Genomic DNA, 24,060 nt, shown 5'->3' on the forward strand with positions numbered 1-24,060 from the left:
GCCTGAGCGTGATCGATCATCCGCTCCCCTAGTGACATACCGCGCGGTATGTGCGCAGAATCAGCGCATCCCGTACCGACGCCAGGCAATGTCGCCCAGGAGGACGCCGTGCTGAGCACCATGCAGGACGTACCGCTGCTGATCTCGAGGATCCTGACCCACGGGTCGACGATCCACGGCACTTCGCAGGTGATCACCTGGACCGGCGAGGGAGCACCGCAGCGCCGTTCCTACGCGGAGATCGGCGCCCGGGCCGCCCAGCTGGCGCACGCCCTGCGCGACGACCTCGGCGTCGACGGCGACGAGCGGGTCGCCACCCTGATGTGGAACAACGCCGAGCACGTCGAGGCGTACTTCGCGATCCCCGCGATGGGCGCCGTGCTCCACACGCTCAACCTCCGCCTGCCGGCCGAGCAGCTCGCGTGGATCGTCAACCACGCCGCCGACCGCGTGGTCATCGTCAACGGCTCGCTGATCCCGCTGATCGCCCCGCTGCTGCCGCACCTCAAGACCGTCGAGCACATCGTGGTCTCCGGTCCCGGCGACCGCTCCCCCCTGGCCGACACCCAGGTCCGCGTGCACGAGTACGAGGAACTGATCGCCGGACACCCCGTCGCCTACGACTGGCCGGAGCTGGACGAGCGGTCCGCCGCCGCCATGTGTTACACCTCCGGCACCACCGGCGACCCCAAGGGCGTGGTCTACAGCCACCGGTCGATCTACCTGCACTCCATGCAGGTGAACATGACCCAGTCGATGGGCCTGACCGACCAGGACACGTCCCTGGTCGTCGTCCCGCAGTTCCACGTCAACGCCTGGGGCCTGCCGCACGCCACGTTCATGACCGGCGTCAACATGCTGATGCCGGACCGCTTCCTCCAGCCCGCCCCGCTCGCCGAGATGATCGAGGGTGAGAGGCCGACGCACGCCGCCGCCGTCCCCACCATCTGGCAGGGGCTCCTCGCCGAGCTCACCGCCCGCCCCCGCGACGTCTCCTCCCTCACCCAGGTCACCATCGGCGGCTCCGCCTGCCCGCCCTCGCTGATGGAGGCGTTCGACAAGCTGGGCATGCGCGTCTGCCACGCCTGGGGCATGACGGAGACCTCCCCGCTCGGCACCATCGCCCGCCCGCCGGCCCACGTCGTCGGCACCGACGAGGAGCTGGCCTACCGGCTGACCCAGGGCCGCTTCCCGGCCGGCGTCGAGGCCCGCCTCACCGGCCCCGGCGGCGAGCGTCTCCCCTGGGACGGCGAGTCCGCGGGCGAGCTGGAGGTGCGCGGCCCGTGGATCGCCGGCGCCTACTACAACGGCCCCGACGCCGAAGCGCTGCGCCCGGCCGACAAGTTCAGCGAGGACGGCTGGCTCAAGACCGGCGACGTCGGCACCATCAGCCCCGACGGCTTCCTCACCCTGACCGACCGCGCCAAGGACGTCATCAAGTCGGGCGGCGAGTGGATCTCCTCGGTGGAGCTGGAGAACGCGCTGATGGCGCACCCGGACGTGGCCGAGGCCGCCGTGGTCGCCGTCCCCGACGACAAGTGGGGCGAGCGCCCGCTCGCCACGGTCGTCCTCAAGGAGGGCGCCACCGCCGACTTCACCACGCTGCGCGCCTTCCTCCAGGAGGAGCGGAAGATCGCCAAGTGGCAGCTGCCGGAGCGCTGGACGGTGATCGAGGCGGTGCCGAAGACCAGCGTGGGCAAGTTCGACAAGAAGGTGCTGCGCCGGCAGTACGCCGAGGGCACGCTGGACGTCACGCGGATCTGATCCGGCCCCGGACCCGGAAGAGGGAACGCCGGGCGGTGAGCGCGACACCCGCGCTCACCGCCCGGCGTTCTTTCGTCCCGTTCCCGTTGCCCCGGTCCGCGCCCTGTGGCCCGGCTCGGAAGGTCAGTTGGTCCCGATGCGCGACAGCAGGTCGACGATCCGCTCCTGCACCTCCGCGCTGGTGGACCGCTCCGCGAGGAACAGCACCGTCTCGCCGGAGGCCAGCCGCGGCAGGTCCGCCGCGTCGACGGCGGCCGTGTAGACGACCAGCGGGGTGCGGGTGAGCTGCCCGTTCGCCCGCAGCCAGTCGACGATGCCGGCCTGTCCGGCCTGGCGGTGCACCTGCATCAGGTCCATCACCACCAGGTTCGGACGGAACTGACCCGCCAGCGTCACCGCGTCGGCGTCGCTCGCGGCCCGCGCGACCTGCATACCGCGCCGTTCCAGCGTGCCGGTCAGGGCCAGCGCGATCTCCGCGTGCTCCTCGATCAGCAGCACGCGCGGCGGGTGCTGTTCGCTGTCGCGCGGCGCGAGCGCCTTCAGCAGCACGGCGGGGTCGGCGCCGTACGCGGCGTCGCGGGAGGCCTGGCCGAGCCCGGCCGTGACCAGCACCGGCACCTCCGCCGCGCCCGCCGCCTGACGCAGCGACTGCAGGGCGGTACGGGTGATCGGCCCGGTCAGCGGGTCGACGAACAGCGCCGCCGGGAAGGCCGCGATCTGCGCGTCGACCTCCTCACGGGAGTGCACGATCACCGGGCGGTAGCCGCGGTCGCTCAGCGCCTGCTGCGTCGCCACGTCCGGCGCGGGCCACACCAGCAGCCGGCGCGGGTTGTCCAGCGGCTCCGGCGGCAGTTCGTCGTCCATCGGCTGCGGACGCGGCGGGTCCGCCACCTCCACGGCACCGCCCGGACCGTCCAGCGGCTCGGGTCCCTCGGCGGCGTCCGCGTCCGGGGCCCCTATCGCGTAGGAGCGTCCGGCGGCCTCGGGGGCCGGCGCGAGCCGGGACTGCCCGGCCGGCGTCGGCGTCGGCTGCGCCGCGGGCTGGGCGAGGGCGGCGGCCGGGGTGCGGTCCTGCTGCGGCGCGGGCGCCTGCCCGGCGGGCGGCACGGGGTCGCCCTGCGGGTGCGGGCGGGCGCCCTGGCCGGCGCCGGGGGCCTGCCCGGCGGACGTCTGGCCGTTCGTCGCGGCCTGGTCGTTGCGGGTGCCGAGCTTGCGGCGACGGCCGGAACCGCCCGGCTGGTGCGGGGGCGGCGTGGCCGACGCCAGCGGCTGCTGGACCTGGGCGGCCTGCCGGTTGAACGGCACGCCCTGACCCAGCGTCCGCACGCTGATCGCACGCCCCTGCGTCGAGTTCGGGTCCACCGGCGCGGCGGCCTCGGCGGGCAGCGGCTGGGCGGCGGCCCGCCGGTCCGGTACGGGCGCGCCCTCGGGCGGCAGGGGGGTGCCGCCCGACGGCGTGGGCTGCGGGGCGTTCGGCACGGGCGTACCGGCGGCGGAGGTGTCACCGGCGGCGGGCCACTGCGGTGGGGCCGGGGTCCCGGCGGGCGGGGTGGCCGCGCCCGGGCCGCCCTGTGCGGGCGGTGCCTCGGCGGGCAGCGGCTGCGCCGGAGGGAGCGGGGCCGCGGCGGGCGCGTTCTGCGCGGGCGCGGCCCCCCACTGCTCGGGAGCGCCGGGCGCCTGCGCCGCCTCGGACGGCGGGGCGACCGCACGCCGACGGCGGCCCGTGGGCGCGCTGGTGGGGTGCGGCTGCGGCGGGGTGTGGTCCTCGGACTGGTCCACCGGCACGGCGTCGTGCTGCCCGGCATCGGCGGCCGGGACGCCCTGCTGGGCGGGAACGGGGGCAGGCTGCGCGCCCGCCTGCGGCGACGGGGCGCCGGGCTGGGCCGCCCGAGCGGCGGCGCCGGTCGGCTGCGGGGCCTGCGGGTTCGGCGGTACGGGCTGCGGTGCCTGCGCGTTGGGCCCGACCGGCTGGAGCCCCGGCGCGGCGGGCTGGGGTGCGGGCCCGGCGGCCGGTGCGTTGGGCTGTACGGGCTGTACGGGCTGCGCGTTCGGGCCGACGGGCTGGAGGTTCGGCCCGGCTGCCTGGGGCGTCGCCGCCGAGCCCTGCTGGTTCGGAGGAACGGGCTGCGGGGCCTGCGGGTGCGTGCCCGGGGGCTGGAGACCGGGCGCGACGGGCTGGGGCGCGGGCCCGGCGGCCGGTACGGCCGGCGGTACGGGCTGCGGGCTCGGGGGTACCGGTTGCGCGTGGGGGCCGACGGGCTGGAGGCCCGGCGCGGCAGGCTGAGGCGCGGCCCCCGCAGCCGCCGCGTTCGTCCCGACCGGCTGGAGTCCCGGACCGCCGGCCTGCGGGTGCGGAGCAACCGCCTGCGGGGCGCTCGGCACCGCCTGCCCGTTCGGAGGTACGGCCTGTCCTGCGACGGGACCCACCGGCTGTGCGCCCGGAGGGACCGGCTGCGGCGCCGGACCAGCCGCCTGCCCGTTCGCCACGGCCCCCGGAGGCACCGGCGCGACTCCCTGACCGCCCGGCAGCTCCTGACCTCCCGGCATCTGCCCCGGCACCACAGGCGCCTGCGGAATCTGCGGCGCCTGCTGAGCCACCGGAGGCGCCTGCGCGGCGACCTGCCGCTCGGTGGCGCGGGCCGCCTGCTCGTCCTGGTCCGCGTCGGCCGGCGGCAGCGCGAACACCGTGCGCGGCGCCGCCTCCTGCGCCGCAGCGCGCTCGTTCGCGGCGGCCAGCGCACGCCGGCGCCGTCCCGTCGGCTGCGGCTGCTGGTCCGGCCCCGTGCCCTGGGCGGGCACGTGCACGGCGACCGCGCCGGGCGCGCCGTTCGTCTCGCCGCCCGCGGGCAGCGCCGGTGCGAGCGCCTGCTGTTCACCGGCCGCGCGCCGGGCCCGGCGTCCGGACGGTGCGGGCACACCCTGCGGCGGTACGGTCCCGCCCAGCCCGGTGTTGGAGGCCGCGGCGCCCGCCGCGTGCTCGGCCGCGGTGACGACGGCGCCCTCGGACACCCCCGCACCCGCCCCCGCGGCACCGGCGAGTTCGACCTCCGCGCCCGTCGCGGCGGCCGGGGCCTCGGCAGGACGGCCACGCCGTCGCCCGGTCCCGCCGGACGCGACCGCGCCCTCACCGGACACCTGAGCCGGCAGCTGGGCCTGCTGCGCCTGCCCCTGCTGCGCCTGCGCGGGCTCGGCCGGAGCCGCCGCCCGCCGCCTGCGCCGCCCGGTGGGCTGCGGCGCCTCGGCCGCGGCCGCCGCCGGAGCGTCACCGTCGCCGCCGCCCGGCACGTCGCTCTCCAGGAACGCGTCGACGGACGCGCGCCGCGCCCGGCGCCGTCCGCCGCTCGGAGCGGGCTCTGCGGGCTCGGCGGGAGCGGCGGCCTCCTCGGCCTGCGCCGCCTCCTCCTGCGGCACGGTCCCCGCCCCGCCGCCGATCGGCACCTCGAGGACGAACGCGCTGCCGCTCATCCCCGGCACCTCGTGCGTCTGGAGCACGCCGCCGTGCGCCCGGACGATCCCGCGCACGACCGGCTCGTGCACCGGGTCGCCGCCGCCGTACGGGCCGCGCACCTCGATGCGGACGACCTCGCCGCGCTGGGCCGCCGCGACGACGACCGTGTTGTCCAGGTAACCGCCCGCCGACAGGGGCGTGTTGCCGGTCGCGTCGACGCCCGCGACGTCGGCGACCAGATGCGCGAGGGCGGTCGCGAGCAGACGCGCGTCCACCTCGGCCTCGATGGGCGGCGCGTGCACCGCGAACTGCACCCGGCCGGGGCCGATCAGCTCCACGGCCCCGTCGACACCGGCCGCGACGACCGCGTCGAGCATCACCTTCGTGCGGGCGATCTGCTCGGTACCGGCGTCGAGCCGCTGGTAGCCGAGGACGTTGTCGATGAGGGTGGTGATGCGGGAGTAGCCGGCCGACAGGTGGTGGAGCACCTGGTTGGCCTCGGGCCACAGCTGGCCCGCGTCGTCGGCGGCCAGCGCGGCCAGTTCGCGGCGCAGTTCGTCGAGCGGGCCGCGCAGGGAGCGGCCGAGGAGGGTGAGCAGCTGGTCGTGCCGGGCGGCGAGGGCCTCGTAGCGGTCCTTCTCGCGCTCGCCGAGGGCCGCGTACCGCTCCTCGTGGGCGGCGAGTTCCTCCGCGTGCTGCTCGCGGAGTTCCTCCACCTCGGTGACGTGGCTCTGGCGCAGGGCGGTCAGCTCGGAGCCGTGCTCCTCGGCGAGCCGCTCCAGCTCCTCGGCGTGCTCCCGCTCGGCGGTCTCCTTCTCCTCGACCAGCGCGTCGTAGGGGCGGCGGTCGAGGAACGTCATGACCGCGCCGACGAGCTGGTCGCCGTCGCGCACCGGGGCGGTGGTGAGGTCGACGGGCAGCTTGTCGCCGTTCTTGGCGTAGAGGACCTGGCCGCGCACGCGGTGCTTGCGGCCGGAGCGCAGGGTGTCGGCGAGCGGGGACTCGGCGTACGGGAAGGGGGAGCCGTCGGCGCGGGAGTGCAGCACGAGGGTGTGCAGCTCGCGGCCGCCGAGCTCGCCGGCCCGGTAGCCGAGGATCTGGGCGGCGGCCGGGTTGACCAGGACGATCCGCCCGTCGGTGTCGGTGCCGACGACGCCCTCGGAGGCGGCCCGCAGGATCATCTCCGTCTGCCGCTGCGACCGGGCGAGCTCGGCCTCGGTGTCGACGGTGCCGGACAGGTCCCGGACGACGAGCATCAGCAGCTCGTCGCCGGTGTAGCCGTAACTGTCGTAGGTGTGCTGCGTGTTCTCGAGGTTGGCGCTGGTGACCTCGACGGGGAACTCGGTCCCGTCGGTCCGCCGGGCGGTCATCCGGGTCGGCTTGGTGCGTCCGCGGGGGTCGATGTGGTCGGGGCGCCGCATGGAGCCGGGGATGAGCTTGCTGTCGAACTCCGGCAGCAGGTCCAGCAGCCCGCGCCCCACCAGGGCGGTGCCCGGAGCCTCGAAGGCCTCGAGGGCGATGGTGTTGGCGTTGACGACGGTCCCGTTGGCGTTGACCAGCACCAGGGCGTCGGGAAGCGCGTCCAGTATGGCTGCGAGGCGAGCAGCGCCTCGGGATGGCCTGCTGCTCACGAGACGCTTCCTCCCTGTTACCGCGACGTGCCGACCGCTCGGGCCATCTTGCCAACCGGCCCGCAGCGTGTCACGGGAGGGAGTCTAAGGGCTGGGGGTGCGCCGGGGACGCCGGATGGGACGCACATCGCACCCCGAGGTGACGGTGATGTGACGCCCGGTACGTCCGGAACCGCGCCTGCCTGGGCCGACGCGCCGCGAACCTTCGCGGGACCTTTACGCCCCCGGCGCACCCGCCGCCCGGCCCACCTCGGGCAGCAGCGGCACGAGCCGGTCCCAGCGTGCGATCGCGCATCCGTTCGTACGGTCGTACGTCGCGTCGACGCGGCGGCCGGCCCAGGTGCCGGTGATCCGGGCGGTGGCGGGGCCGCCGTACTGCATGGTGCACACGGCGTCCGGCTCCACCGGGGCGAAGGCGTCCTGGCCCCACCTTGTCCGCCGCTCGACGGCCGCGCAGGCGCCCGCGGGGTCGGGATGCGTGCCGCCGCTCGGCCGGCACCGCACCTCGTACGTCCCGTCCGCCCCGCCGCCCGCGTCCCGCACGGTGACGGTGAGCCGGTCGCCGTCCGGCGCGGGCTCCCCTGCGCGCGCCGGGGAGGGGGACGCGGTGAGCGAGGCGAGGACCGCGACGAGCGCGGCGCCCCCGGTGAGGAGCCGCCTCCGCGGGGACGAGGAGGGAAGGAGCGGGGAGAGGGCAGTCATGCCGTGATCAACGCGCCGGAACGCGGGACGTTGCGCCACGACGGCGTGCCGGTCGGAAGGGCTTTGCCCTGCGGGCTCCCCGCCTAGTACCGTGGGGGGCGATTGGTGACACCCCACACGGTTGTGTCATCATCGGCACGCACCACCCACTCGCGCCCGCGCGCAGCAGGTTGTGCATGGAGGCGTCGCCTAGTCCGGTCTATGGCGCCGCACTGCTAATGCGGTTTGGGCCTTAAAGCCCATCGAGGGTTCAAATCCCTCCGCCTCCGCCCCGAACACGAAGCCCCGGCCCCAGCGGCCGGGGCTTCGTCGTTCCCCCGCGCCGTCCGGACCTCCCGCGGCGTTTCCGCAGGTCACAAGGGGTAGGGCAAACGGATTTCACATGGCGGCGGCAGTCATGTAATGTTCTTCCTGTCGCCGCGAGCGGGCCGAAAGGGCCGGGAGCGGCGAGACAAATGAAGAGACAAGCACTCGTAGCTTAACGGATAGAGCATCTGACTACGGATCAGAAGGTTGCAGGTTCGAATCCTGCCGAGTGCACACAGCCCAGAGGCCCCGGAGAGATCCGGGGCCTCTGGCGTTTGCTGCGCGCACAGCGGCGGAGTACGGCAACCGCGTCAGCCGGTACCGTCCCTGACATCCGGCGGCCGGCCGCTCGCTGTGGCTGCCGACGGGCAGACGTATGGGGGTGAGCTGTGGGGCCGGCGTTCGCGACCGTAGGGCTGGCTGCGGCTGTCGCACTGATCACTCTGTGGTTGGCATGCGCGGTGCTGGGGGTCCACGGCCTGTTGCTCGGGCGCCTGCCAGGGCGATGGCTGCAACGCCATGTGCGGCAGCCGAGGGTGTGGGGAGCCGGCGCGGTGCTCGTGGCAGTCAGCGGCTTCTCCTACCCGACCGTCGCTGTCATCGGCCTGGGCCTCATCGCCCTTGGCCACGCCATGAAGCCGAGCCCTTGACCGCCTCCGCCGAGCCGTCTCCGGGCTGCACATAGTCCAGGCCCCACAGAGCAGTGGTGCCTGCGGCGTTCCACGGGGTGATCCACGGTGTCCGGCTCGTGGATAGGGTGCCCGCACATGTCGCACGGCGGCCGGGGGGTCGGAGCTTGCGTGCGGTGCGGGAGGGGACTCATGAAGCGAGCAATGGTCGGGGCGGGGGCCACCGCCGTGGTGCTGGCCGCACTCGTGGGGTGCGGCGCCAGGGCGACCGACGGCGAAGGCAGGCTCTCGTCCGAGGAGTTGCAGGGCCGGTGGTGGACCTGGGCGTCGTCGGAGCCCGAGCCGACGAACCCGGTCGCCGATCAGGACGGGAGCGCGTGCGGGCGGAACCAGCCGCAGGACGTGTGGTTCCTCGCCGGCACGTTCGGGACTCAGGTCGAGCGCGCGTGCAGCGTGCCCGACGGGGTGCCCCTTGCCTTCCCTCTCGTGAACACGATCGGGTCATCGGCGGACTGCGCGGCCTTCATGAAGACCGCCGAGGGGTCCGCCGTTCTGGACGGTGAGGAAGTCGACGCGGACGCCCATCAGGCGGAGACGATCGAGATTCGCAGCGCTCCCGGCAACCCCGTCACCGGCACGGAGGGGGCCTACACCGCCACCGGGTGCGGGCTGTGGGTCCAGCTGCCCGCGCTGGAGGCCGGTGAGCACACGCTGAAGATCCGCGGCCAGGCGGACGGCTTTTCGGTCGGCGTCGACTACACCCTGACCGTGGACGCGGCGTAGACGCGTGGATGCCGAGCACCGGCGGGAGGACCGTGTGCCCTCCCGCGCGGCGTGATGCGGGCGGCTCGGTGAGGCTCAGGGCGTGGCCGGGGGGATGTTCTGGTTGGCGTGGAAGAAGTTGTCCGGGTCGTAGGTGTGTTTGACGGCGCGGAGGCGGGCGTAGTTGTCGCGGTAGGTGGCGCGGACGCTGTCGGTGTCGTCGAACTCGCCGATGAAGTTGACGTAGGAGCCGCCCATCGAGTGCGGGTGGAGCTCCGCCCAGTAGTCGACGCACCACTGGCGGATCACGTCGGCGTTGGCCGGGTCGGGGTCGACGCCGGCGATGACGCCGGACCAGGTCGCGTCCCGGTAGGCCCAGGCCGTCTCGCCCGGGGAGACGTCGTGGGCCGCTCCGTCCACCGGGTACAGGTGCATGGTCGACAGGCCGGTCGGCAGCGCCTGTCCGAACCGCTCGTGCACCGAGGCCGCCTCGTCGGTGATCGTGTCGAAGAAGTCGCCGCGCCAGTACCACTGGAGCCCCGGGGGGACCAGCTCGTCGAACATCGTCTGGAGCATCGGGTACGGCATCGGCGTGGCGAAGTGGAACGCCGGCGGGGCCGGGTCGTTCACCACGGACAGCACGTCGTCCAGCCGTCCGCCCTCCAGGTCGCCGGTGTAGCACCAGACCACGGCGCACACCTTCTGCCCGTGCAGCGGTTCGGGGAAGGTCGGGGCGGGCGGGACGACCATGACCGCGAAGAAGCCGTTGAGGTCCTCGGGCGCCGCGGGCAGGAACTCCCGGTACCAGCGCAGCACGTCCGTGGTTTGCTCGATCGGCCAGACGGTGGCCGCCACGCCGACCGTGTGCACCGGGTGCAGCCGGAAGGTGAACGAGGTGACGACGCCGAAGTTGCCGCCGCCGCCCCGCAGGGCCCACAGCAGGTCCGGGTGTTCCTTCTCGGTGGCGGTGACGACGCTGCCGTCGGCCAGGACCACGTCCGCGGCCACCAGGTTGTCGATCGTCAGGCCGTACTTGCGGGTGAGGTGGCCGTGGCCGCCGCCCAGCGTGAGGCCGCCCACGCCGGTGTTGGAGTTGATGCCGGCGGGCACGGCGAGCCCGAAGCTGTGCGTCTCGTGGTCCAGGTCGCCGAGCCGGCTGCCCCCGCCCACCTGGGCCGTCCTGTTGACCGGGTCGACCCGCGCCCAGCGCATCGGGGACAGGTCGAGGGTGAGCCCGCCGTCGACCAGGCACAGGCCGGGGCCGCTGTGCCCGCCGCCGCGCACGGCCAGTTCGACGCCCGTCTGCCGGGCGAAGGCGATCGTGGTGCGCACGTCCGCCGTGCCCGTGCAGCGGGCGACGGCGGCGGGACGGCGGTCGATCATCGCGTTGTAGATGACGCGGGTCTCGTCGTACTCGGCGTCCTGCGGCGTCACCAGGTCGCCTCGCAGGGCCTCGCGCAGATTGTCCAGTGCGGTTGCGTCCATGCCGCTCATGAGCGGACACCCCTTGGAGCAGTGCGGAACCGGATGCGGGCCCGCGGGCGGACGAACCGGCGTCCTGGACCTCAGGGGCGTCCGGGCATCCGGGGCGTCCGGCCGTGTTCGTCCGGGGTCCTGGGAGAGCGGTCCCCGGGGCCGCCGGGGACATAGGGGCCGCCGGGGCCGTCGGGGAGCACCCTGTTCTTTTCAGTGTGACCCCGGTCGCACTGGTGCGCGATGCGGGCGCGGCGTCGTCCCGGTGGTCATCGCGGCGGGTCCGGATTCCCGTGCTGCCGCAGGGCGTTGCGCAGATGGGTGGTCAGGGCGGTGACCGCCGCCGTGAGGAAGATGAAGCTGTAGAGGATCTGGAGGATCGCGACGAGGCGCGCGGACTGACCGCGCGGGGTGATGTCCCCGTACCCGACGGTGGCGAGCGTGACCAGCGTGAAGTACAGGGCGTCCAGGCGCGTGCCGATGCCCTCCAGTTCGCCGGGGCGCTGGGCGAGCCCCTGATAGGCGGTCGCGAAGACCAGGACGGACAGACAGATCAGCGGCGGGATGACCAGCCCCGGACGGACGCCGGGGGCGTTCAGCAGCACCCGGGCGACCTGGACCAGCAGCAGAAGGGCGATCAGCCCGAGGGCCGCACCGAACAGCACCCAGCTCAGCACCGGGCGGCGCGGGCCCAGGCGGTCCAGCGGCAGCAGGAAGTACGCGGTGACCATCGCGGTCAGGCCGGCCAGCTGGATCACCCAGGGCCAGGCGCCGGACATGCCCCCGGACCGGCCTCCGCGCGGGCCCCCGGACGGGCGCTCTACGCCGGGGACTCGCGGCGGGGTGCGCACAGGGCCCAGATGACGAAGCCGTCGATGACGATGAGGACGATCGACCACACCGGCTGGTAGGGCAGCCACACGAAGTGGGCGATCATGCTCAGCCCGGCCAGCACGACACCCACGGCACGGGCCCAGGCGGCCCCCCGGAACAGTGCCATGCCCGCGGCGGCGACCAGCGCGCCGAGGATCAGATGCACCCAGCCCCAGCCGGTCAGGCTGAACTCGTACGTGAAGTTCGGGGTGGCGACGAAGACGTCGTCACGGGCGATGGCGGCGATGCCCTCGAAGATCGCCATGATGCCGCCGAACACCATCAGGAACGCGGCGGCGACCGTCCAGCTCGCCGCCCAGGGGCTGCGGGCCTCCCAGCTGGTGCCGTGGTGGCCCGTACCGCTGACATTGCCGGCCATGTTGTCGACCTTTCGATGTCCCCGAGCGGTTCGATCGCGTGCGGATCCGGTCTCATTCAGAGTCGCACCACGGGCGGTGACCGGCACCTCGGCGCCTGAGCCGGGTCAGGTCCGGCAGCGGCTCTCCTCACGGAAGGCCTCGGCGAGCCGGGTGGCGCGCCTGAACCAGTCGTTCAGTACGGCCAGCTCCTCGGGCGAGTAGTCCGCGAACAGCTCGGCGAGGCGGGCGTAGTACGGCTCGTAGAGCCTGCGCGCCATGGCCACCGCGTCGGGCTGCGCGGCGACGCGGACGCGGCGGCGGTCGGCGGGGTCGGGACGGCGGGTGATGAAGCCGGCCCGTTCCAGGCGGTTGAGGACGCCGGTCATCGCGCCGGTGGTGACGTTGACCCGCTCGGCCAGCTCACCGGCGGTGAGCAGGTCGTCGCCCGCCTCCAGGACGAAGCCGAAGCTGGTGACGTCGGTGACGTTCAGACCCATGACCTGGGCCATCTCCTGCTGACCGAGCAGGTGCGCCGCGATCAGTCGGTCCATCGCCCACATCGCCTCCTGCTGTGTGGCGGGCGGGCGCGGATTGGCGTGCATGACGGGGCTTCCCCACTTCCCTTAGCTTGCGAGAGGTTTCTGTTGTAAATTCCTTAGGACGTGAGACATTCGGTCCGGAGGAACGCCGACGCCGCGGAGGGGCAGACATGAGCGCGCATCCATATGACCACGGGCACACGGTCGCCGGCTGGACCGGCTGCGGAATCGCCGTCGTCGGGACAGCCGTCCTGGGCGCGGGCGTCTGCACCGTCTCGGCCCCGCTGCTCGCCGCCGGAGCGGCGGTCGACGTGCTCGCCCTGCTCGTCACCTGGGTCCTCCACCTCGCCGGATGGGGCAAGCCCTCGGGGCCGCGGCCGCGGGAGGAGTGGAGCTGGCGGGTGCGCGACAGCGGCACCCGCGCGGGGCACGCGAAGTGCCTGGGGTGCCGGCTGGCGGGACGGAGGGGCGGGACGGTCGTCGTGACGGCGGCTCCGGTGACCGTGACTGTGACGGGGTCGGCCGAGAGGGCCGAGCGAGTCGAGCGAGTCGAGCGGGCGGGGGCCGACGCGGTGGGTGCGGGGGGCTGAGCCGGCGCAGGTGCCGTTGTCGCGCCGTCCGTTGTCACGTGACCCGTTGTCAGTGGTCCCCCCTACGCTCGGCAGGGATGGCACAGGCATGGCGGTGCGCGGGGCTGAGCTGGACGGCGGGCGGTCCCGTGTTGATCTGGGACGGGGGCCGGCGCTCGGCGCTGACCTGGGGGAAGACGGTGGCCTTCGGGGTCGCGGAAGGGGGAGCGCGGACCTGTGTGGGAGCACGGGGGAACATGTGTCCGCTCGCCGCGCGGGTGTCCGCGCGGAGCACCGGGCCGCGCTGCGAGGAGTGCGCCCGCCTGGACCGGGCGCACTCGGTGGCCGCCGACACGCTCGCCGACGACCCCCGGCCGTACCGGGTCTACCTGGCGTGGTTCGGGCCCGGGATGACCAAGGTCGGGATCACCGGCGCGCGTCGGGGGCCCGCCCGGCTGCTGGAGCAGGGGGCGGTCTGCTTCAGCTGGCTGGGCACCGGGCCGCTGATGGCGGCGCGGCGCACGGAGGAGCTGCTGCGCGCCGCGCTGCGGGTGCCCGACCGCATCCCCTACGCCGCCAAGCGGGCGGCACGGGCGGCGCTCCCGGCGACCGGGGCGGAACGGGCCGCCGAGATCGCCGCGCTGCACGAGCGGGCGCTGGCGCTCACCGGCTGGCCGGAGTCGCTCGACCCCGCGCCCTTCCGTCCCGTCGACCATGTGGAGGCGTTCGCGCTGGCACAGGCGCCGGCGCCGGTGGGCGTGGTGGGGGAGCTGGCCGCGGGCGGCGCGGTGAGCGGTGAGCTGGTGGCGGCGGCCGGCCCCGATCTGCACCTGGCGACGGCCCGGGGCGTCCTCGTGCTGGACACCCGCCTGCTGCCCGGCTGGGAGCTGCTCCCGGCCGTGGGACGCGGGGTCGAGGTGCCGGTACGGGCGCTGAAGGAGCGGGCGGCGGCCCAGGACGGGCTGTTCTGAGCCGCAGAGGAAGACCCCCGGGGGGGGGGCTGGACCGCCCCCTCCCCCGCGGGTGATCGTGTCGCCATGAGCGCTCACCCGCCGACACGGCTGGCCGCCTCCGGCGCAACGGCCGCCTCCGGCACGACGGCCGCCTCCGGCGACACCACCGCGTCCACCGCGCCCACCGCGTCCACCGCGTCCACCGAGACCGCCGAGGTCCGCCGCTTCTGGCAGGACCTCGGCCTGCCCGGCCTCGTCGACGTGCACACGCACTTCATGCCCGAGCGCGTGCTGCGCAAGGTGTGGGCGTACTTCGACGCGCTCGGGCCGCTCACCGGGGGGATCGAGTGGCCGATCACGTACCGGCGGGAAGAGGCCGAACGAGCCGCGCTGCTGCGGGCGTTCGGGGTGCGTGCCTTCACGGCGATGCTCTACCCGCACAAGCCGGGCATGGCCCGCTGGCTCAACGACTGGGCCGTCGGCTTCGCCCGCCGTACCCCCGACTGCCTGCACACCTCCACCCTCTTCCCCGAGCCCGGCGCCGCCGCCTACGTCCGCGAGGCCGTCGAGCACGGGACCCGCGTGTTCAAGGCGCACGTGCAGGTCGGCGGGTACGACCCGTCCGACGAGGCGCTCGACGCCTGCTGGGGGCTGCTCGCCGAGGCGGGCGTCCCCGTGGTGGTCCACTGCGGCTCGGGCCCCGCCCCCGGCAAGCACACGGGACCCGAACCGGTCGCCCGTGTGCTGGCCCGCCACCCCCGGCTGCGGCTTGTCGTGGCCCACATGGGCATGCCCGAGTACGAGGACTTCCTCGACCTGGCCGAGCGGTACCGGGAGGTCCGCCTGGACACCACCATGGCGTTCACCGGCTTCAGCGAGCGGATGGCGCCGTTCCCCCGGCGCGCGCTGCCCCGGCTGGCCGCCCTCGGCGACCGCGTCCTGCTCGGCACCGACTTCCCCAACATCCCCTACCCGTACGCCCACCAGCTCGACGCCCTCGCGGGTCTCGGGCTCGGCGACGACTGGCTGCGGGCGGTGTGCCACGACAACGCGGCCCGGCTGTTCGGCCTGCCTGACGCACCGGAGTCCACCGTCTGAGACACCGGACGACAAGGCAACGAGGCCCCGCGACACACACCCTGTGGATTTCTCAGGGAAAACACAGACAGACGAAAGGGTGCTCTCAGAGGACGTCCCGATCGTGTCCGGCATGACCACGATCTCGCCCCAGGGGCGCACCGAACTGCTCAGGCCGGACGGGAGCTCCGTCCGGGTGCTGGTGGTGGACGACGAGCAGTCGATCACCGAACTGCTCTCCATGGCCCTGCGCTACGAGGGCTGGCAGATCCGCAGCGCGGCCGACGGCCAGGGCGCCCTCCGCGCGGCCCGCGAGTTCCGGCCCGACGCCGTCGTCCTGGACATGATGCTGCCCGACATGGACGGGCTGTCCGTCCTCGGCCGGCTCCGGCGCGACCTGCCGGACGTGCCCGTGCTGTTCCTGACCGCGAAGGACGCCGTCGAGGACCGGATCGCCGGGCTGACCGCGGGCGGCGACGACTACGTGACCAAGCCGTTCAGCCTGGAGGAGGTCGTCGCGCGGCTGCGCGGTCTGATCCGCCGCTCCTACGCGAGCGACCGCCGCTCCGACGCCCTGCTGGTGGTCGGCGACCTCACCCTGGACGAGGAGAGCCACGAGGTGACGCGTGGCGGCACGAGCATCCATCTGACCGCCACCGAGTTCGAGCTGCTGCGTTTCCTGATGCGCAACCCGCGCCGGGTGCTCAGCAAGGCGCAGATCCTCGACCGCGTCTGGTCCTACGACTTCGGCGGCCAGGCGAACGTCGTCGAGCTGTACATCTCCTACCTGCGCCGGAAGATCGACGCGGGCCGGGAGCCGATGATCCACACCCGGCGCGGCGCCGGTTACCTGCTGAAGCCCGCGGTGTCGTGAGAAAACCGGCCGTGAGGAGAGCGGGGCGTCCGCGTCCGCGCACGCTGCGGACGCGGCTCGTCGTCGCGTCCGTCACGCTGATCGCGGTGGTGTGCGCGGTGATCGGCACGGTGACCGCGCTGGCCCTGCGCTCCCATCTGTACGAGCAGCTCGACGGCCAGCTGCGCGAGGCGGCGATGCGGGCGACGGGCGGCCCGCTCGGCGCCGGGCCGCGCCCCGGACCGCCCCGGGAGCCCCTCGACTTCGTGACGAGGGGCCCGCAGATGTTCGGCACCGTCGGCGCCACCGTCGTGAACGGCACCGTGACCGACGGGGTGGTGAGCGAGTCCCGCGAGGTGAACGGCGTCCGCACGCCCGAGGCCGGCCGCCTCACCGGCGCCCAGCTCGCCGCCCTGGCGGACGTGGAGCGTGACGGGCAGGAGCACACCGCCGACCTCCCCGGCCTCGGCAGCTACCGGGTCGTCCACGCGGAGGGGCCCAACGGCGCCTTCTACGTCGCCGTCCCCACCGCCGACGTCGACGCCACCGTCACCACCCTGATCCTGGTGGAGATCAGCGTCACCGCCGCCGGTCTGGTCGCCGCGTCCCTGGCCGGCGCCGTCATCGTCGGCGTTGCCACCCGACCGCTGCGCCGGGTCGCCGCCACCGCCACCCGCGTCGCCGAACTCCCCCTCCACCGCGGCGAGGTGACGCTGAAGGAGCGGGTCCCGGAGTCCGAGTGCGATCCGCACACCGAGGTCGGCCGGGTCGGCGCCGCCCTGAACCGCATGCTCGACCACGTACACGGCGCCCTGCACGCCCGGCAGCTGAGCGAGACCCGGGTACGGCAGTTCGTCGCGGACGCCAGCCACGAACTGCGCACCCCGCTCGCCTCCATCCGCGGGTACGCCGAACTCACCCGGCGCGGCCGGGAGAAGGCCGGCCCGGACACCCGGCACGCGCTGCGCCGGATCGAGTCCGAGGCCGGGCGGATGACCCTGCTGGTGGAGGACCTGCTGCTGCTGGCCCGCCTGGACGCGGGACGGCCCCTGCGCCTGGCGGAGACCGACCTGGTGCCGCTGGTCGTGGACACCGTCAGCGACGCCCGCGCGGCCGGACCCGGCCATCACTGGCGCCTCGATCTGCCCGACGCGCCCGCGCCGGTCACCGCCGACGCCGCCCGCCTCCAGCAGGTCCTCGTCAACCTGCTCGCCAACGCCCGCACCCACACCCCGCCGGGCACCACCGTCACCACCCGGGTGCGCCGCGAGGGCCCCCGGCTGCGGGTGGACGTCGCCGACGACGGGCCCGGCATCCCGCCCGAGCTGCTGCCGCACGTCTTCGAACGGTTCGCGCGCGGCGACTCGGCCCGCACCCGGGCCACCGGATCGACGGGCCTGGGGCTGGCGATCGTGCAGGCCGTGGCGGCCGCGCACGGCGGCTCGGTGACCGTCGCCAGCCAGCCCGGCAGGACGGTGTTCAGCCTCCACCTGCCGGCACCGGCGGGCGGCACGGCGCACGTGGCGTCCATGGCGGACGAGGGGCGCGTGGCGCACGAGACGGCGTCCGTGGCGCACGAGGCGCACGAGGCGCACGAGGCGCCGTCCCTGCCTGCCGCCGCGCCGGACTCACAGCCCTGGCACAGCCTCACCACAGAGGTACGACAGGCCGGTTGACCAGGGTCGGTCGCATGCGAACCGATCATCGTCCCGGCACGCTGCCGGCTCGGGAGCACCTTCCGGCCGCCTGGGCCGGCACACCGGTCCTGGACGTCGTCGTCCCCGTGTTCAACGAGGAGAAGGACCTCCAGCCCTGCGTCCGCCGACTGCACGAACACCTCACCCGGACCTTCCCGTACGCGTTCCGCATCACGATCGCCGACAACGCCTCCACGGACGGCACCCCGCTCATCGCCGCCGACCTGGCGCGGCGGATCGAGGAGGTGCGGTCCGTACGGCTCGAGCGGAAGGGCCGCGGACGGGCGCTGCGGACCGTCTGGTCCGCCTCCGACGCGCCCGTCCTCGCCTACATGGACGTGGACCTGTCCACCGACCTCAACGCCCTGCTGCCGCTGGTCGCCCCGCTGATCTCCGGCCACTCCGACCTGGCCGTCGGCTCCCGGCTGAGCCGCAGCGCGCGGGTGGTGCGGGGCGCCAAACGGGAGTTCATCAGCCGCGGCTACAACCTGATCCTGCGCGGCTCGCTCCAGGCGCGCTTCTCCGACGCGCAGTGCGGGTTCAAGGCGATCCGCCGTGACGTGGCGCAGGTGCTGCTGCCGCTGGTGGAGGACAGCGGCTGGTTCTTCGACACGGAGCTGCTGGTGCTCGCCGAACGGGCGGGGCTGCGGATCCACGAGGTTCCGGTCGACTGGGTCGACGACCCCGACTCCACCGTCCACATCGTGCGGACGGCCATGGAGGACCTGAAGGGCGTCTGGCGGGTCGGCAGGGCGCTGGCCACCGGCGCGCTGCCCCTGGACCGGCTCGCCCGGCCCTTCGGCGACGACCCGCGCGACCGGGACCTCGCGGACGTGCCGCGCGGACTGGCCCGCCAGCTGGTCGGCTTCTGCGTCGTCGGGGTCCTGTCCACCGTGTTCTACCTGCTCCTCTACAGCGGCTTCCGCGCCTTCACCGGCTCCCAGCTCGCCAACGGGCTCGCGCTGCTGGTGTCGACGGTCGCCAACACCGCCGCCAACCGCCGGCTCACCTTCCGGGTGCGGGGGCGCGGCGGGATGGTCCGCCACCAGGCGCAGGGCCTGGTCGTCCTCGCCATCGGCCTCGCCCTGACCAGCGGCTCGCTCGCCGCCCTCGACACGGCGAGCAGCGACCCCGGCCACTCCACGGAACTGGCGGTCCTGGTGGCCGCCAACCTGGCGGCGACGGTCCTGCGTTTCCTGCTGTTCCGCGCCTGGCTCTTCCCGGACCGCCCTCCGGGCCCTGCGGCCGACGCGGGTTCCCGGCCTCCGGCCGCCGGTGTGGCCGAGGCTTCGGCGCCTCCGGCCATCGCGGCCGACGCGGGTTCGCGGCCTGCGGCCTCCTGCGCCGATGCGGCTTCCCGGCAGCCCGGTGCAGCACCCGCACAGGCAGCGACCGGGGGCGGCGCCGCGCCGACGCCAGGCTTCACGGCGTCCACGCCGACGCCGTCCGAGCACGGTGCCCCGGCGCCCGCGCCGGCCCCGCCGGGGATTTCGCCGGCCGCGCGGACGGCGACCGGGCGTATCACCACGCCCCCCGCGCCCACCTCGCCGGGCGCCCCATCGCTCGCGCAGGCGGCTCCCCGAGACACCCCAGAAGACGTACCGGCCCCGCTCACGCCTCCGTACGGCGCGCCCGTGACGCCGCCGCCCGCCCCGGACCGTCCGTCGCTCCCCGCCCGCCGGGCCGACCACGATCAGAGGAACCCCCGATGACCACCCCACACGACCCGCAGGCGAACCCCGAGCCCGCGTCGCACGGCGCGCCGGCCGGTGCCGTAGCCCTCGTCGGCTCGCCGACGGCGCCCGCGCACGTCCCCCCGATTCCCGGCCCCGCCGCCACCGACCCCGCGAACCCCCGCTGGGCCCGCCCCGCCCTCCTCGCCCTGCTGCTCGCCACGGGCCTGCTCTACCTCTGGAATCTTCAGGCCTCCGGCTACGCCAACTCCTTCTACTCGGCGGCCGTGCAGGCGGGCAGCCAGTCCTGGAAGGCCTTCTTCTTCGGCTCGCTGGACGCGGCGAACGCCATCACCGTCGACAAGCCCCCGGCCGCGCTCTGGCCGATGGCCCTCTCCGTGCGCCTGTTCGGCCTCAACTCCTGGGCGATCCTGGTGCCCGAGGTGCTCATGGGCGTCGGCGCGGTCGCCGTCGTGCACGCGTCCGTGCGCCGCCGCTCCGGCCCGGGCGCCGCGCTCCTCGCGGGCGGGGTCCTCGCGCTCACCCCGGTCGCGGCGCTGATGTTCCGCTTCAACAACCCGGACGCGCTGCTCGCGCTGCTGATGGCCGTCGCCTGCCATCTCGTCGTCCGTGCCCTGGAGGACGGCCGGACCAAGTGGCTGGTGTGGGCGGGCGTCGCCGTCGGCTTCGCGTTCCTCACCAAGACGCTCCAGGCGTTCCTGATCCTCCCCGCGCTGGCCGCGGTCTACGCGGTCTGCGCCCCCGTCCGCCCGCGCAAGCGGTTCGTCCAGCTCGCCCTGGCGACCGTCGCGCTCGTGGTGTCCGGCGGCTGGTGGGTCGCGGTGGTCGAGCTGTGGCCGGCGTCCTCACGGCCGTACATCGGCGGGTCGCAGAACAACAGCTTCCTGGAGCTCACCTTCGGCTACAACGGCCTCGGCCGGCTCAACGGCGACGAGACGGGCAGCGTCGGCGGCGGGGCCGGCCCGGGCGGCGGCGGTGGACGCTGGGGCGAGACCGGCTGGGACCGGATGTTCAACGCCGACATCGGCGGCCAGATCTCCTGGCTGCTGCCCGCCGCGCTGATCCTGCTCGTCGCCGTCCTGGTCCTGACCCGGAAGGCGGGACGGACCGACCTGACCCGCGCCGCGCTTCTGGTGTGGGGCGGCTCGCTGCTGACGACCGCACTGGTCTTCAGCTTCATGGCCGGCATCTTCCACCAGTACTACACGGTGGCGCTGGCCCCCTATCTGGCGGCCGTGACCGGCATGGGCGCGGGGATCCTGTGGCACAGGCGGCGGGAGACATGGGCCGCCCTCACCCTCGCGGCGGCCGTCACCGCAACGGCGGCCTGGGGATACGTCCTGCTCCACCGCACGCCCGACTACCTGCCGTGGCTGCGGTGGCTCGTGCTGGTGGGCGGCCTGACCGCCGCGCTCGGGCTGGTCTTCGCGGGCCGGACGGGACGCCGGGTGACACTCGCGGCGGCAGGACTGGGCCTCGTCGCCTGTCTGGCCGGCCCGACGGCGTACACCCTGAGCACCGTGCGGGAGGGGCACTCCGGCTCCATCGTCACGGCCGGGCCCGCGGCAGCGGCGGGCATGGGCGGCGGTGGACGTTTCCCCGGCGGCGGCCAGGCCGGGGGCCCCGGCGGAGGCGGCACCCCCGGCCAGGGCGGAGGCCCCTGGAACGGCACCCCACCCGGCGCGAACGGCAACGGCGGCAACGGCGGCAACGGCGGTTTCCCCGGCGGCGGCCCGGCCGGCCAGGGTGGCACCACAGGCGGCCTGCCCGGCGGAACCGGCGGCACCGCCGAATCCACCTCTCCCAACCGCACCTCCCGCGGCGCAGGCGGCGGCATGGGCGGCCTCCTCGGCGGCGCGTCCGTGGACGCCGAGGCACGCGAGCTGCTGGAGACCGACGCCGACGACTACACCTGGGCCGCCGCGGCCGTCGGCGCGCAGAACGCCGCGAGTTACCAGCTCGCCACCGGCGAACCGGTCATGGCGATCGGCGGCTTCAACGGCACCGACCCGTCCCCGACCCTCGCGCAGTTCCAGCAGTACGTGGAGGACGGCCGCATCCACTACTTCGTCTCCGGCGGAGGCATGGGCGGCGGCCCCGCGGGCGAGGGCGGCGCCGGCCGTGGCGACGGAAACGGCTCCTCCGCCCGGATCACCTCCTGGGTGCAGGCCAACTTCACGCAGGTCACCGCCGGCTCGGCCACCTTCTACGACCTCACCCGCCCTACGTCCACGAGCTGACCGCCGTAGCCGACAGGCGTACCCGACCGCTGTACCAGGACCCCGTGCTGTACACCGTAAGAGCGTCGTTCTACGGTGTACAGCATGACCATCTCCACCCAGGAGCAGCCCCGCGGGCACGCACGGCGCTGGCTGATCCTCGGCGTCATCTGTCTCGCCCAGCTCACCGTGCTGCTGGACAACACGGTGCTGAACGTGGCGATCCCCTCCCTGACCCGGGAGATGGACGCCTCGACCGCCGACGTCCAGTGGATGATCAACGCGTACTCCCTGGTGCAGTCGGGCCTGCTGCTCAGCGCGGGCAACGCGGCCGACCGCTACGGCCGCAAGAAGATGCTGATCGTGGGCCTGGCCCTGTTCGGCGCGGGGTCGCTGGTGGCGGGGCTGGCGCAGTCCTCCGGGCAGCTGATCGCCGCGCGGGCGGGCATGGGCGTCGGCGGGGCGCTGCTGCTGACCACCACCCTCGCCGTGGTCATGCAGATCTTCACGCCCGAGGAGCAGCCCAAGGCCATCGGCGTCTGGAGCGCCGTCAACTCCCTGGGCTTCGCGGCCGGTCCGCTGGTCGGCGGATTCATGCTGAACCACTTCTGGTGGGGCTCGATCTTCCTGATCAACCTGCCGGTCGCGGCCCTGGCGCTGGCCGCCGTCGCGGCGTACGTCCCGGAGTCGCGGAACCGGCAGGGCGACCGGCCCGACCTGGTCGGCGCGGTGCTCTCCACGATCGGCATGACGGCCCTGGTCTACGCGATCATCTCCGGCCCGGAGCACGGCTGGACGTCCGGCAGGGTGCTCGCCACCGCGGGTGCGGCGGCCGTGGTGCTCGGGGTCTTCGCCTACTGGGAGAGCCGGATCCCGTACCCGATGCTCGACCCGCACTTCTTCCGCGACCGGCGCTTCACCGGCGCGGTCGGCGGGCTGGTGCTCATCACCTTCGGGATGGGCGGCGCGCTCTTCCTGCTCACCCAGTACCTCCAGTTCGTGCTGGGCTACGGCCCGCTGGAGGCGGGGCTGCGCACCGCGCCGATGGCGCTGACCGTGGTCGCCCTCAACTTCACCGGCGTGGGCACCAAGTGGGCGGCGAAGATGGGCACTCCGCTGTCCATAGCCGTCGGCATGGCACTGATGGCGGCCGGGCTGGTGTCGATCGCCACGCTCACCGGGCACGGCTACAGCGGCACGCTGCTCGGACTGGTGCTGATCGGCGCCGGCACCGCGATCGGCAGCCCGGTGATGGCGCACGCCGTGATGAGTTCCGTGCCGCGCGAGAAGGCGGGCGTCGGCGCGGGAATCAACGGCACGCTCGCCGAGTTCGGCAACGGACTCGGCGTGGCCGTCCTCGGCGCCGTGCTGAACGCGCGCTTCGCCGCGCTGGTCCCGGTCGCGGCGGCCTCGCTGCCGGCGGCGCTGGCCGCGGCCGGCTCGGACCGCGAACGCGCGGAGATCACCGGGGCGTTCTCCTCCGGGCTGGAGACGAGCCTGCTGGTCGGCTCGGTCGCGGTGCTGCTCGGCGGACTGCTCGCGGCGACGCTGCTCCACCGCGCCGGCCGCGCCGACCGGGCCGGCCATGTCGACGGCGCCGACGGCGCAGAGCGCGCCGACCGCGCCCAGGCGCACCCCGCGCAAGGCCAGGCGGACGCCTAGCATGAACCGGCGTCGGCGAGTCGAGGAAGGTGCGCCATGGTGAGGTCGGACCGGCGGTCCGGGAAGGCGCCGCGGCCCAGCGTCTGGCTGGCGGACCGGGGCCGGGAGCGGGGCGGCAGGCGCGGCGGGGGCCGGCCCTCCGGCCTCGACCGGGACCGGATCACCGAGGCCACCGTGCGGCTGCTGGACGCCGAGGGTCTGGAGAAGTTCTCCATGCGCCGCCTTGCCGCCGAGCTGGACGTCACCGCGATGTCCGTCTACTGGTACGTCGACACCAAGGACGACCTGCTCGAACTGGCTCTGGACCGCGCCTTCGGCGAACTCGCCCTGCCCGATCCGGACACCGGCGGGGACTGGCGCGACGAGCTGCGCGCGCTGGCCCGCGCCTACCGGGCGCTGCTGGTGCGGCACCCCTGGCTGCCGGCGCTCGTCGGCCGCTTCCTCAACGTCGGCCCGCACGCGCTGCGGTTCTCCGGCGCGGTCCAGCGGGTCCTCGGCCGTACCGGCCTGCCCGAGCACGAGGTGACCGGGGCGATCGCCGCCGTGTTCCAGTTCGTGTACGGCCACGGCACGGTGGAGGGCCACTTCCGCGCCCGGGTGGCCTCGACGGGCCTGACCCCCGACGAGTACCACCATCAGGCCATGACCGAGGTGCTCAAGGACCCGGCCGCCTCCGACGTCATCGGGCGGTCGGCCCGCATCATGGAGGCGCGGGGCGGTGACACCGTCGAGGAGATGCTCGAACGGGACTTCACCTTCGCCCTGGACCTGCTGGTCGCCGGCATCGAGGCGATGGCCGCCCGGGGACGCGCCTGACCGGGGCGGCCACGCGCCGCGGACCGTGCTCCTC

The 24,060-nt window shown here is 74.5% G+C and carries 17 protein-coding genes and 2 tRNA genes; 13 read left to right on the plus strand and 6 right to left on the minus strand.

Going from position 1 to position 24,060, the window contains the following annotated elements; genetic code table 11:
* Positions 1 to 48: 48 nt before the first annotated feature.
* The gene (locus tag ACFOSY_RS33585) at positions 49 to 1,764 is read left to right on the plus strand and encodes a long-chain fatty acid--CoA ligase (protein WP_394314327.1); all 1,716 of its coding nucleotides are present in this window, start codon (positions 49 to 51) and stop codon (positions 1,762 to 1,764) included.
* A gap of 123 nt (positions 1,765 to 1,887) precedes the next feature.
* Here the strand turns inward: ACFOSY_RS33585 and ACFOSY_RS33590 are convergent, their stop codons facing one another.
* Both ACFOSY_RS33590 and ACFOSY_RS33595 read right to left on the minus strand, forming a co-directional pair.
* Entirely contained in the window at positions 1,888 to 6,843 is a 4,956-nt protein-coding gene (locus tag ACFOSY_RS33590; RefSeq protein ID WP_394314329.1) for a hybrid sensor histidine kinase/response regulator, read from the minus strand.
* Between the two features lie 216 nt (positions 6,844 to 7,059).
* Positions 7,060 to 7,545: an SSI family serine proteinase inhibitor gene (locus ACFOSY_RS33595; RefSeq protein WP_394314331.1), complete on the minus strand. Its 486-nt coding sequence runs from the start codon at positions 7,543 to 7,545 to the stop codon at positions 7,060 to 7,062.
* A gap of 178 nt (positions 7,546 to 7,723) precedes the next feature.
* On the opposite strand from ACFOSY_RS33595, the gene ACFOSY_RS33600 reads away from it, so the two are divergent.
* The 3 genes from ACFOSY_RS33600 to ACFOSY_RS33610 all read left to right on the plus strand — a co-directional run bounded on the left by ACFOSY_RS33600 (position 7,724) and on the right by ACFOSY_RS33610 (position 9,263).
* A tRNA-Ser gene (locus tag ACFOSY_RS33600) sits at positions 7,724 to 7,814 on the plus strand.
* A gap of 198 nt (positions 7,815 to 8,012) precedes the next feature.
* Positions 8,013 to 8,085, plus strand: a tRNA-Arg gene (locus ACFOSY_RS33605).
* 587 nt (positions 8,086 to 8,672) lie between these two features.
* Entirely contained in the window at positions 8,673 to 9,263 is a 591-nt protein-coding gene (locus tag ACFOSY_RS33610) for a signal protein (RefSeq protein WP_394314333.1), read from the plus strand.
* A 75-nt stretch (positions 9,264 to 9,338) separates the two neighbouring features.
* Here the strand turns inward: ACFOSY_RS33610 and ACFOSY_RS33615 are convergent, their stop codons facing one another.
* From ACFOSY_RS33615 to ACFOSY_RS33630, 4 genes are all read right to left on the minus strand, one after another.
* On the minus strand, positions 9,339 to 10,727 hold the full coding sequence (locus tag ACFOSY_RS33615; protein ID WP_394314336.1) for an FAD-binding oxidoreductase: 1,389 nt from the start codon (positions 10,725 to 10,727) through the stop codon (positions 9,339 to 9,341).
* 257 nt (positions 10,728 to 10,984) lie between these two features.
* Positions 10,985 to 11,494 (minus strand): potassium channel family protein, encoded by a 510-nt coding sequence (locus ACFOSY_RS33620; protein WP_394314339.1) that lies wholly within the window; start codon positions 11,492 to 11,494, stop codon positions 10,985 to 10,987.
* A 41-nt stretch (positions 11,495 to 11,535) separates the two neighbouring features.
* Positions 11,536 to 11,967: a DUF7144 family membrane protein gene (locus tag ACFOSY_RS33625; RefSeq protein ID WP_369156709.1), complete on the minus strand. Its 432-nt coding sequence runs from the start codon at positions 11,965 to 11,967 to the stop codon at positions 11,536 to 11,538.
* A 105-nt stretch (positions 11,968 to 12,072) separates the two neighbouring features.
* Entirely contained in the window at positions 12,073 to 12,549 is a 477-nt protein-coding gene (locus ACFOSY_RS33630) for a MarR family transcriptional regulator (RefSeq protein ID WP_394314344.1), read from the minus strand.
* Between the two features lie 107 nt (positions 12,550 to 12,656).
* Between ACFOSY_RS33630 and ACFOSY_RS33635 the strand changes: the two genes are divergently transcribed.
* From ACFOSY_RS33635 to ACFOSY_RS33675, 9 genes are all read left to right on the plus strand, one after another.
* Positions 12,657 to 13,076, plus strand: a complete 420-nt coding sequence (locus ACFOSY_RS33635; protein WP_394314346.1) for an HGxxPAAW family protein — start codon at positions 12,657 to 12,659, stop codon at positions 13,074 to 13,076.
* Between the two features lie 77 nt (positions 13,077 to 13,153).
* Positions 13,154 to 14,026: a DUF2797 domain-containing protein gene (locus ACFOSY_RS33640; RefSeq protein WP_394314348.1), complete on the plus strand. Its 873-nt coding sequence runs from the start codon at positions 13,154 to 13,156 to the stop codon at positions 14,024 to 14,026.
* 66 nt (positions 14,027 to 14,092) lie between these two features.
* Positions 14,093 to 15,106, plus strand: coding sequence for an amidohydrolase family protein (locus tag ACFOSY_RS33645; RefSeq protein ID WP_394314350.1), 1,014 nt, complete (start codon positions 14,093 to 14,095; stop codon positions 15,104 to 15,106).
* A gap of 112 nt (positions 15,107 to 15,218) precedes the next feature.
* Positions 15,219 to 15,959, plus strand: coding sequence for a response regulator transcription factor (locus ACFOSY_RS33650; RefSeq protein ID WP_394314353.1), 741 nt, complete (start codon positions 15,219 to 15,221; stop codon positions 15,957 to 15,959).
* Between the two features lie 11 nt (positions 15,960 to 15,970).
* Positions 15,971 to 17,614, plus strand: coding sequence for an ATP-binding protein (locus ACFOSY_RS33655; protein WP_394314355.1), 1,644 nt, complete (start codon positions 15,971 to 15,973; stop codon positions 17,612 to 17,614).
* Positions 17,615 to 17,628: 14 nt separating this feature from the next.
* On the plus strand, positions 17,629 to 19,347 hold the full coding sequence (locus ACFOSY_RS33660; protein WP_394314357.1) for a glycosyltransferase: 1,719 nt from the start codon (positions 17,629 to 17,631) through the stop codon (positions 19,345 to 19,347).
* Positions 19,344 to 21,569: a glycosyltransferase family 39 protein gene (locus tag ACFOSY_RS33665; protein ID WP_394314360.1), complete on the plus strand. Its 2,226-nt coding sequence runs from the start codon at positions 19,344 to 19,346 to the stop codon at positions 21,567 to 21,569. The genes ACFOSY_RS33660 and ACFOSY_RS33665 overlap by 4 nt, the downstream gene beginning before the upstream one ends.
* A gap of 84 nt (positions 21,570 to 21,653) precedes the next feature.
* Positions 21,654 to 23,210 (plus strand): MFS transporter, encoded by a 1,557-nt coding sequence (locus ACFOSY_RS33670; protein WP_394314361.1) that lies wholly within the window; start codon positions 21,654 to 21,656, stop codon positions 23,208 to 23,210.
* A 36-nt stretch (positions 23,211 to 23,246) separates the two neighbouring features.
* Positions 23,247 to 24,026 (plus strand): TetR/AcrR family transcriptional regulator, encoded by a 780-nt coding sequence (locus ACFOSY_RS33675; RefSeq protein ID WP_394314363.1) that lies wholly within the window; start codon positions 23,247 to 23,249, stop codon positions 24,024 to 24,026.
* The last annotated feature ends 34 nt before the right edge of the window (positions 24,027 to 24,060 follow it).

Source organism: Streptomyces lusitanus (assembly GCF_042647945.1).
GTDB lineage: Bacteria > Actinomycetota > Actinomycetes > Streptomycetales > Streptomycetaceae > Streptomyces > Streptomyces pseudogriseolus.

Excerpts from the sequence above, each read along its gene's own strand:
- ACFOSY_RS33670 (WP_394314361.1), top strand. The coding sequence starts at position 21,654 with ATGACCATCTCCACCCAGGAGCAGCCCCGCGGGCACGCACGGCGCTGG.
- ACFOSY_RS33620 (WP_394314339.1), bottom strand. The coding sequence starts at position 11,494 with ATGTCCGGCGCCTGGCCCTGGGTGATCCAGCTGGCCGGCCTGACCGCG.
- ACFOSY_RS33610 (WP_394314333.1), top strand. The coding sequence starts at position 8,673 with ATGAAGCGAGCAATGGTCGGGGCGGGGGCCACCGCCGTGGTGCTGGCC.
- ACFOSY_RS33645 (WP_394314350.1), top strand. The coding sequence starts at position 14,093 with ATGAGCGCTCACCCGCCGACACGGCTGGCCGCCTCCGGCGCAACGGCC.
- ACFOSY_RS33675 (WP_394314363.1), top strand. The coding sequence starts at position 23,247 with ATGGTGAGGTCGGACCGGCGGTCCGGGAAGGCGCCGCGGCCCAGCGTC.
- ACFOSY_RS33595 (WP_394314331.1), bottom strand. The coding sequence starts at position 7,545 with ATGACTGCCCTCTCCCCGCTCCTTCCCTCCTCGTCCCCGCGGAGGCGG.
- ACFOSY_RS33630 (WP_394314344.1), bottom strand. The coding sequence starts at position 12,549 with ATGCACGCCAATCCGCGCCCGCCCGCCACACAGCAGGAGGCGATGTGG.
- ACFOSY_RS33615 (WP_394314336.1), bottom strand. The coding sequence starts at position 10,727 with ATGGACGCAACCGCACTGGACAATCTGCGCGAGGCCCTGCGAGGCGAC.
- ACFOSY_RS33640 (WP_394314348.1), top strand. The coding sequence starts at position 13,154 with ATGGCACAGGCATGGCGGTGCGCGGGGCTGAGCTGGACGGCGGGCGGT.
- ACFOSY_RS33625 (WP_369156709.1), bottom strand. The coding sequence starts at position 11,967 with ATGGCCGGCAATGTCAGCGGTACGGGCCACCACGGCACCAGCTGGGAG.
- ACFOSY_RS33635 (WP_394314346.1), top strand. The coding sequence starts at position 12,657 with ATGAGCGCGCATCCATATGACCACGGGCACACGGTCGCCGGCTGGACC.
- ACFOSY_RS33665 (WP_394314360.1), top strand. The coding sequence starts at position 19,344 with ATGACCACCCCACACGACCCGCAGGCGAACCCCGAGCCCGCGTCGCAC.
- ACFOSY_RS33585 (WP_394314327.1), top strand. The coding sequence starts at position 49 with ATGTGCGCAGAATCAGCGCATCCCGTACCGACGCCAGGCAATGTCGCC.
- ACFOSY_RS33660 (WP_394314357.1), top strand. The coding sequence starts at position 17,629 with ATGCGAACCGATCATCGTCCCGGCACGCTGCCGGCTCGGGAGCACCTT.
- ACFOSY_RS33650 (WP_394314353.1), top strand. The coding sequence starts at position 15,219 with ATGACCACGATCTCGCCCCAGGGGCGCACCGAACTGCTCAGGCCGGAC.